Below are 11,049 nucleotides of genomic sequence, written 5' to 3' on the forward strand. Positions count from 1 at the left end.
AGCTGGTAAACATAATTTGCCAACTCAGTGGGTGAGATGGTTCATTACATTAGGTGGAATGGAAAATCTGTTATTACCAGTACCAAGTAATTGGATAAATTCTATTTGCTTACTAGTGAAGGTAGAGAGTTGATCTTTAAATATATACATTTATATCCGGCTGACCTAATCAAAAATTATCTGTATATTAAAGTTCTTAGCGGACCCGTCGCATTAAATAGAGCCCAAGCAGAGCAAAAATCATCGTAGGCCCTACAGCTGCCAATCCTGGAGGTAATTGAAATACTGTACTGACTGGACCAAAAAAACGGCTCAAAATATGAAAGCCAAAACCAACAGCAGCCCCAACTAATAACTTGGAACCCATGGTTGTTGAACGCAAGGGGCCAAAAATAAAAGGAATAGCTAAAACCATCATCACCATTGTGGTTATGGGCTGAATAATTCGCTGCAAAAAAGCAAACCGATAAATATGCACATTTTGATGACTGCGTTTTTGCTCGCGAATATACCGATTTAACTCCACTAAGGTCATTTCATCAGGCTCAATACTGCTGATCTTTAAAATTTTAGGCTTGACCGGTACATCCCAAGGCATGGAAGCCAAATGCTCAGCATGTGTATGATTATCACCAAATGTCGTCTGCTGTACATTATAGGCCATCCATCCTTCAGAGGTAAATTTCACATTACGGATAAAACGCGCCATTTGCAAGTGATGTTGGTCATCAAAGCGAAATTGATAAATATTACGTAAAACATTATCAGGGAGAATTAAACCTATAGAAATAAAATCATTATGATTTCGTAACCAAAATCCTTTAGAGGTACGTAGTGTTTGTCCTCCGCTTACAGCAGACATTTTATAATCATTCGCATAATGCGCCATGTAAGGAACCAGTGTTTCGCCTAAAATCGTCACCAGAACAATTACCAAAAAAGAAGCCTTTAATACTGCTGCAGTAATTTGTAATATAGACATACCTGAGGCGCGCATCACTACTAATTCGCTGTGATTAGCCATGATTCCTAAACCAATCAAACAGCCTAATAAGCTGGCCATAGGGAAGAATAAATAAACCTGATACGGCATTTGTAATAAAACAAAAATTGCCGCTTGCATGATGCCGTAATCTAATTTTCCAAGGTCACTTAATTGATCTACAAATAAGATAAAGATTTGCAAACCCACAAGCATCAAAGTCACTAAACCAATAGAGGTTAAAACCGTTTTTGCAATGTAGCGATCTAATATTCTCATGCCAACTTCACCTGATTACGCCAGATTAGGAATATTCCTAAAACCGCCACTATAAGATGAACCCACCACAATCCCAACCATTGGGGAATAGTTCCAGAAACAATAGCATTACGGCCAATAAACATCATGTTCGCATATAAGATATATAAAATAATTGCTGGCAATAACTTAGCATATTTACCCGAACGTGGATTAATTCGACTTAACGGAACAGCGACTAAAGTTAAGGTAAGCACCATAATCGGTACTGACAAGCGCCATTGCAATTCAGCTGCCTTACTGCGATCAGGATTATTCAGAGGTAATAAACTGGCTGTACTTAAAGTACGTACATCATCGCTAATCTTTACGATAGGATGCGGTAAACGCGCTTTATACTCACCAAATTCAGCAATTTGATAATCGGCCCTCCCAGGAGTCCCTTGGTATTCTTTACCATTTTGCAAAATAATATAATCCTCTCCGGTTTGTGTCTGTGTTTCTGCAAAAGCTTGATCTGCCCACAACACATCCCAACGGATTTTATCTTTTTCTTTACTGCGTTTGGCTAAAAATACTTGATCTGCTTTGGTGTGATCACGGCTCATCGCCTGTACATAAAATACTTCTTGCCCATCATTAATTGCATGAAAACGGCCTGGCATAATCGTTTGCACTAAAGTTTGTATCCCGGTAGTACGCAATAATTTGGCACGCTCAATATAAATATAAGGACTTGCCCAAATCATCACCACAGCAACAATCACTGTAACAACAAAAGCCATAATCAGACTATGCTTTAATAATTGGTATGAGCCATAGCCACATGCTTGTAATACCGTCATCTCACTTTCAGCATACAAACGGCCATAAGCTACTAGCATAGCCATATAAAAACCTAAGGGCATCAATAAACTCAATAAAGTAGGTAACTCCAACATCATTAATTTCATAATAATGACACCAGGAATAGTTCCTGAAGCTGCCCGATTAAGGTATTGAATTAATTGGTTACTTAAAAAAATGAGTACCAATATAGAGGTTAGCGCAATCAAAGTAACAAAAACTTCTCTGGCTAAATAACGAAAAATGATCACTCAATGCCCCTGTACTGAGATGATATCAACAAAAAGAAAAATCTCACCATCGAGCATTGTACTCTGTAGATTGAAACTTAAAAAGCTATTTTTCCTTTTGAATATCTGCATTAACTTCTTTTTGAAGTAAATACTGGCACAAAAATGCATTGGTAATCATGATTTATTAATGATCTACAATAAAAAAGCCGTCTCAAAGAATGACGGCTTTTTTAAACAGCGAGATTCCATTATTTCTCAGAAGCAGATTTTTTAGTTTCTGCAAGAAGGCCTAACATCGCTCTTTCAAAAATTTGAAAGGATTTTTGCATATAATCTAGTGCCTTATGACCATTTTCAACTGCTAAATTAATTTGTTTTTCAAGCAACTCTTCAGGTTTTTTTATAGTAGCTAATTCTTCTGGCTTAATATAAGTAATGCCTTGAATTGTTTTAACGTTTAATTCAGCGATGGCTTGGAAAGGCTCCTGGAGTTTTTTAGCCACTTCACTCCATTTTTCAAAATTAGGTTGATTCATAATTATCTCCATTATGTTGCATTGCACAATATAATCTTAGTATATGTTAAATCATTTTGTCAATGAGTTGACCGATATTTTTTTGCAGTGCAGCATAATGAAACTGTTTAGGATTTAAATAAAGACTGCCATTGATCCATTATTTTTTGCATCTGTTGATTCCAAGATTCTGCAGCTTGGGTATAAGGATTGATTTGCAAAGGTTTTTCCATTACATGAAACATTTGCTCCATCATATTTTTTAATGAAGAGTGCATTGGATGGTTTGCAAGACAAATAATTTGACGCAAAATTTCAGAAGATAAAAATTGAGTAGAACCAGCTTCCATTTCGACAATAATTTGTAACAAAATAGAATTCGTCAGATCTTTTCCAGTAAGTGAATCTTCAACTTTAAACTTCATTCCATCCACTACATAAGCTTGTAATTGCTCCAAAGTAATGTATTGGCTTGTTTCCGTATCGTAAAGTCGACGATTCTTATATTTTTTTATTAGTCGTGCCATCTTGTGCTTCTCATAGATATTAATTCAACTCATTAAATAGTAGCAGAAAAGCAAAGCAGGCTGTGAGGTTTATTCACTCACAACGTGCTTTGCTATAGATTAATACATATGTAAACCACCATTAATACTTAAATTTGCACCAGTAATATAACGACTTTTCTCACTGACTAAAAAGTCAATTGCCCAAGCAATTTCTTCTGGCTCAGCCAAACGTTTTGCTGGAATTAACTGAATAATCGATTCAAGAATATCAGGGCGAATCCCTTTCATTAAGCGCGTATTTACATAACCAGGAGAAATACTGTTCACAGTAATGTTTTTGCTCATCAACTCTTGCGCCAAACTTTTAGTGAAACCATAGACTCCTGCCTTCGATGCGGCATAGTTTGCTTGAGAAAATTGCCCTTTTTGTGCATTCACAGAAGAAACATTCACAATGCGTCCTGAACCATGCTCCCTCATGTTGTCAACGACTTGACGAGTTACGTTAAACATCCCATCAAGGTTGACCCGCAATACTTCATCCCATTGCTTTTTTGTCATTTTTGTGAATACTGCATCTCGAGTAATACCTGCATTGTTGATAAGCACATCGATATCACCAAATTCTTTGATGATGGAATAAATCACCTTTTCGCATTGTTCATAATCAGACACATCCATATGACGAAATGCAACGTTTCGATATCCTTCTTCCATTATCTCATTTTCCCACGCCTTGCCTTGTTCAACCGAAGCCAAATCAAGAGAAAAAACATGTTTTGAAGATGCATTCAATTGTTTGGCAACCGCCGTACCAATGTCTCCAGTGCCACCAGTGATCAAAACAACATTATGATTATGCATAAAATTCTCGATGTAGTTAAGTTGCATTTTTAAGCATAGACATAACTTCCAAGACTCTCAAATTTTGGAAGTTATTCTTTTATTACATATATTGACCACCATTAATATCTAAATTGGCACCCGTGATAAAACCACTGTCTTCAGCCACCAAAAAAGCAACTGCATCGGCAATTTCACTGGCTCTTCCTAAACGGCCAACGGGAATATTATCAATAATTGCTGTCAATATTTCTTGTTTTAGTGAAGAAAGCATGGAAGTTTCAATATATCCTGGAGAAATAGTATTTACTGTAACACCTTTGCTGGCCACTTCTAAAGCAAGACTTTTGGTAAAACCAAACAATGCCGATTTAGTAGACGCATAATTACATTGACCAAATTGTCCTTTGCGGCCATTAATTGAAGAAATACTCACAATACGACCATAACCTTTATCAAGCATATGAGGAATTACATTACGCGTCATATTGAAAACACTGGTTAAATTCGCATCAAGCACTTGCTGCCATTGTTCAGGAGACATTTTTCTTAAACTACAATCTTGAGTCACACCTGCATTATTTATCAGCACATCAATATGACCATAACGCTCTATAATTGCAGCGGTTAGTTTTTCACAATCAGAAAATTGCGCAACATCCCCATAAATAATATCTATATCAAAACCCTGTTTTTTTTGTTCTTCTTGCCAATGTTTTGCTTCTTCATGATTTCCATGTTTGAAATAACAGGCTACAACTTGATATTCATTTGCTAAACGTTGACAAATTGCTGTACCAATACCACCCGTTCCTCCAGTAACTAACGCTACTTTCTTTGACATAAATAACTCCCTGCTATTACTGTAAAATATTACTATAGAAGAACTATCATCAAAAACAAGCAGACTGCAGTTAAAAACAAAAAATAATTTTGTCTTCATACAAAAGAAATAATGATTGATGTCCCATCATCCTTTAATGAATGATGGGTAAAAGAGATTTATATGGTTTGATAAACAGGAACATAGCCTTTGAGTTGTTGAGCAAACTGTCTTAAGACTTCAAGACCTGATTCTTCAGCATGTCGACACCATTGTTGCAATGCATCAATAAGTTCTTTTTGCGAAGCAGCTGTTTTCAGCCAAATATTTTGCAATGATTGCTTATATGCATAAACAACACGTAATTGCTCGCGAGACTCCAATAAATAAGATAAACGTGCTCTAGCTTTAGACGTTAATAAAGAATCTTCCCGACGCAATAAACGACCAGCACGCGCGAGTAACTTCTTAATTTCTTTACTCTCGCCATTTTTATCCTTCTCCTGTTTCAGGATAGGACGAATCACGCTTCTATAGTAATTTGACATGACCTGGAAACGATTGGAAATCACCGCTTTAACTGTGTCTAAATCAACAGTTAACTTACCTTCGTTCATCGCCAGTTTGGGCGGTAATTTCTTAACTTTTGCTAATCCAAAAAAAGAGAGAATACGAATATACATCCAGCCAATATCAAATTCCCACCATTTAACAGAAAATTTGGCCGAAGAAGCAAAAGTATGATGATTATTATGTAATTCTTCACCACCTATCCAAAATCCCCAGGGAACAATATTGGTTGCTGCATCACGGCATTCATAATTGCGATAGCCCCAATAGTGGCCAATGCCGTTAATAACACCTGCAGCAAAAATAGGAATCCACATCATTTGAATGGCCCAAATACTCACTCCAGGAATGCCAAATAAAAATAAATCAATAAATAGCATCAATATCACCCCTCGCGAAGAGTGACAAGAATAGAGATGACGCTCTATCCAATCTGTAGGTGTACCATGAGAGTATTTCGCAATTAAATCTCGGTCTTTGCGGGCTATACGGTATAATTCAGCACCTTCCCAAAATACTTTTTTAATTCCTAAAACAACTGGACTGTGAGGATCCCCTTCTATATCGGTAGTTGCGTGATGCTTACGGTGAATGGCAACCCAATCGGCTGTCACCATACCTGTCGTTAGCCAAAGCCAAAAGCGGAAAAAATGACTGATCACAGGATGTAATATTAATGCTCTATGCGTTTGATAACGATGAAGATAAAGCGTTACTGACGCTATGGTGATTTGCGTTAGAACAAGTACTGCAATAACATATCCCCAAAAGGACAGGTTTAAATAACCAAACATAATAACTCCGCGTCGAATGCAAATATTAAATATTCTTCCCTAAAGCGATACAGGCAATTGTAAACCTATAAAAGGCCTCCATATTTCAGTATAAGGATAACACATTTTTGTTCACTCAGTTGCAACATTTCTTGATGTAGTTGATAATTAACGCCAGGAACTTTATTTGGAGCAGTGCTATGAGCAATAAATTTCAAGTACCAAAAATCTTTGAGACATTAGTTCCGTTCATCGTCGCAGGAATTGCCATTGCGCTATTCATTGGATTATTGTTTATGTTTTCCTATGTCGTTATTTGGGGGTTAATTATCGGCGGTACTCTTTGGCTTATCTCCGTAATTAAAGAACTAATATTTCCAAGTAATCCTAAACCGATTACCTCCCTTAAAAAGAGCAAAGGGCGAATTATAGAGCACGATGACAAAAAATAATGCCTGAATTACCTGAAGTAGAAACAACCAAACAAGGAATTAAACCTCATTTAGAAAACCAGGTTATTCGTGAAGTTAGTGTACGAAACTTCAATTTTAGAATCCCTGTTCCGGAGAATATTAATACTCTTTGTGCTGGCAAAAAAGTAATTGCCGTTACTCGTAGAGCGAAGTATCTGCTCTTAGAGCTTTCGCAGGGATATCTGTTAATCCATTTAGGTATGTCCGGCCATCTGCGTATTGTTCCACAACACTTGGCTCCTGAAAAACATGATCATATTACCTTAATTTTAACTAACGGCCAGGGGTTACGTCTTTCTGATCCACGACGTTTTGGCATCTTCACTTATATTGAAGACAATCCGCATCAACACTACTTATTAGCTCATTTAGGCCCTGAACCTCTTGCTGAAGATTTTACTTGCACCTACCTCTATCAAAGAGCAAAAAACAAAAATAAACCAATAAAATCATTCATCATGGATAATGAAGTAGTCGTTGGTATCGGCAATATTTATGCTACAGAAAGTCTTTTCCTAGCAAAAATCCATCCTAATAAACCAGCAAAAAACGTCTGTAAAGAAGATTATGAACAATTAGTTATCCATATTAAAGAAGTCCTCAAAAAAGCCATACAAAGTGGCGGGACAACACTTCGTGATTTTTATGCTTTTGATGGTAAACCTGGTTATTTCAGCATGGCACTTAAGGTTTATGGCCGCAAAAATCAACCCTGCTTTACTTGCCAACATCTTATTGAGACGATGGTAATTGGTGGACGAAGTTCTGCTTTTTGTCCTAATTGCCAACAAATTACCACTGTAGCCCCTAATAGCTAATTTATTGTCAATGGCATCATCTAGGTAATTGCGCTAACATAAGATATATTACCTGCTTTTTGAGATGCCCTGAGCACAATGAAACTAAATCAATTAAGGACTGCCTGGACAGTTGCCACTTTGTTTTTTTATACAGCTATTAGCAGTATGCGTTGCATCTTTAAACCCTATTTTCGTACACCCACACGTGCATGGACAGATGATGTCATTCACCACTGGGTGGATCAATTACTCAATAAAGTTCAAGTAAAATATACAGTAATTAATCCTCATAATGTACAGCCCGAATCTGGCAAAGCAACGATCATCATGTGCAACCATTCCAGTGCTTATGATATTCCACTGAGTTTTAAAGCCTTTCCTGATCACTCTATTCGCATGCTTGCCAAAAGAGAACTTTATAAAATTCCTTTACTGGGAAAAGCAATGGCTGCTGCAGAATTTCCCTTTATTGATCGTAAAAAAAGATATCAAGCCATTAAAGACCTGGAATACGTAAAAAAATTGATGGAAAGCGGTATTATCATTTGGGTTGCTCCAGAAGGAACTCGCTCTAAAGATGCTACACTCGGCCCATTCAAAAAAGGATCATTTATTACCGCAATTAATTCAAAAGCAACCATTATCCCTATTGGCATTCGTGGTGCTAACGATATTCTACCTGCACGAAGTTTTAATATTCATCTTAATCAGAAAGCCGAAATCCACATCGGTAAACCAATTGAAGCCTCTCAATTTACTTTGGAGAATAAAAACGAATTAATTAAACAGGTACGTCATGCAATCACTGAGCTGATGACGTCTCCCACATGATCTTACAATGCTACTTATAGTTTATTTCGCACTGGAGTATCATAATTTTCAACCTTATCTGTAAATTCATCAAGTTTTCTAATGGAGTCCGTTTTTGCAAAAAAACCAAACTTATGATGATTTTCTAATCCAAATAAAACAATAAAGAATTTTAGAATAACTCCCTTCCACTCACGATGCTGTTCCAAAACTTTACGTAAGGATGGAGATTTAGCAGTATCAAGGCAATAAGATCTAAAAGAACACTCATCAAGCTTATCATCGATATAATCCTTTTTTGCTCTCTCTATTTGTAAAATAAATTCATCTATTGCTTTTAACGCGGGAATATATTCTAAATTTATTTCTGATTTCAACTGCATTTCTTTCTTTTTCAATTTAAAAATATCTAATTGGGGCTCTATTCTCTTTACAAAAGTTGCTTTTTTATTGAGCTCTGCTTTCTTATTTATTGCTTCCGAAAACAATAAATGATATCGCAGGTCATATTCTGAATATTGATTCATTACCTCATCCATTTGTTGGCATGATATTAAGTAATATTCAGCAATTTCCTGTGTTGTGTATTTTTCATGAAGATTTATATTCTTTATTATGGTCCGTGCCTCAGTAAATTGTTGTGAATTTACTGAAAAGGGTAAGTAACTCACCATTTCTTTTGCTTTTAGAAGATCCTGGCAATACTGTTCGATGTCTTTATGCCCTTTAGCCCGAGCCATCGCAGCTGCTCCTTCAAGAATAAAAGAAACTGCTTTTAATACAGGGAAAGAATTAAAAAAATGTGTTACCTTCTGTGAATTTCCCTGGTGAATATGAGATTTAAGAATATCCAAATTTACCTCTGGTCCATAAGGGAATTTAATCACATCAAGACATTGAAAACTTAAAGGAATTGCACCACCCAAAGAACCTTCAAAAGGATAGAACCTTTGAATAATATCCGAAACAACTTTCTTACGAGAAGCCTCATCTTCAGCAGATAGTACCGGACTCAAAATTTCTTTTTGAAGGTGTTCAGGTAAATGAGCCAAATGACGCAGAACAAGTACTGGAACTTCCTTCTTAAAGTCTGCCCCACAAATCATTTCTTCTGCGCGATTTAAAGAATATGAATTACCTTTATAAGTATAACAAATTACATTTTGTGAGCGATCTTCACGAGTAGACCTATAGTTTACATGTATTTTTTCACTTTCAGTAAGTTGTATATCTCTTGTGGTGAAATTACCCCAATCACAACCTTTAAGTATGAAATGCTTCATTTGCCATGGATTTTGTTGAGCAAAATTATCCATATTGAAAATAAAATAAGATGGACTATGTTCTAAAAAACCAGGGGCGGGAAGCCCTTCCTGTTTAGTACCCATACCCAGGAAAGCAAAATAATCAGCTCCTTCAGTCAGATCAGATGGACTATTGATAGATGGAGCGTTGATATTTCTCGCTCTCAATGTTTTTGAAGACCATATCGATTGATTAGCAAGAATTGAAAAAAAAGAGTCCGTCGTTTTCACAGCATGACGTCCATAGAATGTAAGATGACTTGCTGTTTCTTGGAATAATTCTCTTGCTTTTAATAGAGAATCATCTGAAAGTTGAGGCTCAAATACTTTCTCAACATTATGTTTTTCTTCATCCTTCAAAAATTGCAGCAATTTTTTTTGAGCAAAGCGAGAGCGATATTTTCTTTGGAGTTGTTGAATAGAATGATATTCCTGGGATTCAAGATTTTTTTCACGTTGCTCTAATTCTCGAATATTTTTTTCGATTTGCAAAATCTCATTCATTAACTCATCATTAGGAGGAAGATATTTCTTAACTTCATGTAGAATATCTTGATCCATTTTTAACGCAGGAGCAATAAATCGGAATGCTTGCGGACTTCCCTCGATAGCATCTAGAGCTAATTTTTTATTTTCTCTTAACCGTTTAGAAACAAATTCAAATGCCAGACCATTATTATTTATGGCTACTCGAGCAGCTTCTATATCATCTTGAAGAACAGGAAAATTTGCTAACCTCATACCATCTTCCTCTAATTCCTTTATATGAACTTCTCGTTCGACTTGAAGAATATTCTTCATTAGTTCATCATTAGTAGAAGGATGTTCCTTGACTTTCTGTAAAATATTTTTACTTTTTTGTAACCTAGGTGAAATATATCGAAATGCTCTTGGATCATTCTCAATAGCAATTAAAGCTAATTCTTCTATTCCTCTTAAGCGCCATGAAGCAAATTTTAATGCCAAGCCATTGTTAGTTACGGCTATTCGAACGGCTTCTATATCATCTTGAATATCTTTAGAAAAATTTTTTAACTTCATACCATCGTTTAATAATTCCTTAAAAATCTGCTCATAATTTTGAATATTTGTAAGCATCTATATATCTCAACATATTAATAATTAATAAGAGGAAAATATAGCAAAATAACATTAAGAAATTATTAACTCGTAGCAAGTGATTTTCAGGGCTTAAGAGTAGAAATTAATACCCATGAATAAAAAAGAAACCTATTTTTTGATTTCACAGAAAAAACGTAACTCCCCAGGTATTTAATTGAGCTCACCGGGCTTCCCCTCTCCACCGCGCG

The 11,049-nt window shown here is 36.0% G+C and carries 11 protein-coding genes; 3 read left to right on the top strand and 8 right to left on the bottom strand.

Annotated features, from left to right (window positions below; all coding sequences use genetic code 11):
• Positions 1–196: 196 nt before the first annotated feature.
• The 7 genes from lptG to QM652_RS12565 form a co-directional block, all read right to left on the bottom strand.
• Positions 197–1,261: an LPS export ABC transporter permease LptG gene (gene lptG / locus QM652_RS12535; RefSeq protein ID WP_415076323.1), complete on the bottom strand. Its 1,065-nt coding sequence runs from the start codon at positions 1,259–1,261 to the stop codon at positions 197–199.
• The gene (gene lptF / locus QM652_RS12540; protein WP_415076325.1) at positions 1,258–2,337 is read right to left on the bottom strand and encodes an LPS export ABC transporter permease LptF; all 1,080 of its coding nucleotides are present in this window, start codon (positions 2,335–2,337) and stop codon (positions 1,258–1,260) included. The genes lptG and lptF overlap by 4 nt, the downstream gene beginning before the upstream one ends.
• 230 nt (positions 2,338–2,567) lie before the next feature.
• Positions 2,568–2,855 carry a phasin family protein gene (locus QM652_RS12545; protein ID WP_415076327.1) on the bottom strand — a complete coding sequence of 96 codons (288 nt, stop codon included), beginning with the start codon at positions 2,853–2,855 and terminating at the stop codon, positions 2,568–2,570.
• 107 nt (positions 2,856–2,962) lie between these two features.
• Positions 2,963–3,361 carry a polyhydroxyalkanoate synthesis regulator DNA-binding domain-containing protein gene (locus QM652_RS12550; protein ID WP_415076329.1) on the bottom strand — a complete coding sequence of 133 codons (399 nt, stop codon included), beginning with the start codon at positions 3,359–3,361 and terminating at the stop codon, positions 2,963–2,965.
• Between the two features lie 99 nt (positions 3,362–3,460).
• Positions 3,461–4,207 (bottom strand): acetoacetyl-CoA reductase, encoded by a 747-nt coding sequence (gene phbB / locus QM652_RS12555; RefSeq protein ID WP_415076331.1) that lies wholly within the window; start codon positions 4,205–4,207, stop codon positions 3,461–3,463.
• Between the two features lie 82 nt (positions 4,208–4,289).
• A complete protein-coding gene (phbB, locus tag QM652_RS12560; protein WP_415076333.1) occupies positions 4,290–5,030 on the bottom strand; it encodes an acetoacetyl-CoA reductase in 741 nt (246 codons plus the stop codon).
• 158 nt (positions 5,031–5,188) lie between these two features.
• Positions 5,189–6,376, bottom strand: coding sequence for a fatty acid desaturase (locus tag QM652_RS12565; protein WP_415076343.1), 1,188 nt, complete (start codon positions 6,374–6,376; stop codon positions 5,189–5,191).
• Between the two features lie 176 nt (positions 6,377–6,552).
• Between QM652_RS12565 and QM652_RS12570 the strand changes: the two genes are divergently transcribed.
• The 3 genes from QM652_RS12570 to QM652_RS12580 all read left to right on the top strand — a co-directional run bounded on the left by QM652_RS12570 (position 6,553) and on the right by QM652_RS12580 (position 8,456).
• Positions 6,553–6,804 (top strand): hypothetical protein, encoded by a 252-nt coding sequence (locus QM652_RS12570; protein WP_415076335.1) that lies wholly within the window; start codon positions 6,553–6,555, stop codon positions 6,802–6,804.
• Complete coding sequence (mutM, locus tag QM652_RS12575) at positions 6,804–7,643, top strand: bifunctional DNA-formamidopyrimidine glycosylase/DNA-(apurinic or apyrimidinic site) lyase (protein WP_415076337.1); 840 nt, start codon at positions 6,804–6,806, stop codon at positions 7,641–7,643. Before QM652_RS12570 ends, mutM begins: the two co-directional genes overlap by 1 nt.
• 78 nt (positions 7,644–7,721) lie before the next feature.
• The gene (locus tag QM652_RS12580; RefSeq protein ID WP_415076339.1) at positions 7,722–8,456 is read left to right on the top strand and encodes a lysophospholipid acyltransferase family protein; all 735 of its coding nucleotides are present in this window, start codon (positions 7,722–7,724) and stop codon (positions 8,454–8,456) included.
• A 14-nt stretch (positions 8,457–8,470) separates the two neighbouring features.
• Here the strand turns inward: QM652_RS12580 and QM652_RS12585 are convergent, their stop codons facing one another.
• Positions 8,471–10,837, bottom strand: coding sequence for a DUF4116 domain-containing protein (locus QM652_RS12585; RefSeq protein WP_415076341.1), 2,367 nt, complete (start codon positions 10,835–10,837; stop codon positions 8,471–8,473).
• Positions 10,838–11,049: the final 212 nt, after the last annotated feature.

This window comes from Legionella sp., from assembly GCF_047605385.1.
Lineage (GTDB): Bacteria > Pseudomonadota > Gammaproteobacteria > Legionellales > Legionellaceae > Legionella.

Bases quoted from the DNA above. Each gene is read 5' to 3' on its own strand.
- lptG (WP_415076323.1), bottom strand. From the start codon at position 1,261: ATGAGAATATTAGATCGCTACATTGCAAAAACGGTTTTAACCTCTATT.
- QM652_RS12580 (WP_415076339.1), top strand. From the start codon at position 7,722: ATGAAACTAAATCAATTAAGGACTGCCTGGACAGTTGCCACTTTGTTT.
- phbB (WP_415076333.1), bottom strand. From the start codon at position 5,030: ATGTCAAAGAAAGTAGCGTTAGTTACTGGAGGAACGGGTGGTATTGGT.
- QM652_RS12545 (WP_415076327.1), bottom strand. From the start codon at position 2,855: ATGAATCAACCTAATTTTGAAAAATGGAGTGAAGTGGCTAAAAAACTC.
- mutM (WP_415076337.1), top strand. From the start codon at position 6,804: ATGCCTGAATTACCTGAAGTAGAAACAACCAAACAAGGAATTAAACCT.
- QM652_RS12570 (WP_415076335.1), top strand. From the start codon at position 6,553: ATGAGCAATAAATTTCAAGTACCAAAAATCTTTGAGACATTAGTTCCG.
- QM652_RS12585 (WP_415076341.1), bottom strand. From the start codon at position 10,837: ATGCTTACAAATATTCAAAATTATGAGCAGATTTTTAAGGAATTATTA.
- QM652_RS12550 (WP_415076329.1), bottom strand. From the start codon at position 3,361: ATGGCACGACTAATAAAAAAATATAAGAATCGTCGACTTTACGATACG.
- phbB (WP_415076331.1), bottom strand. From the start codon at position 4,207: ATGCATAATCATAATGTTGTTTTGATCACTGGTGGCACTGGAGACATT.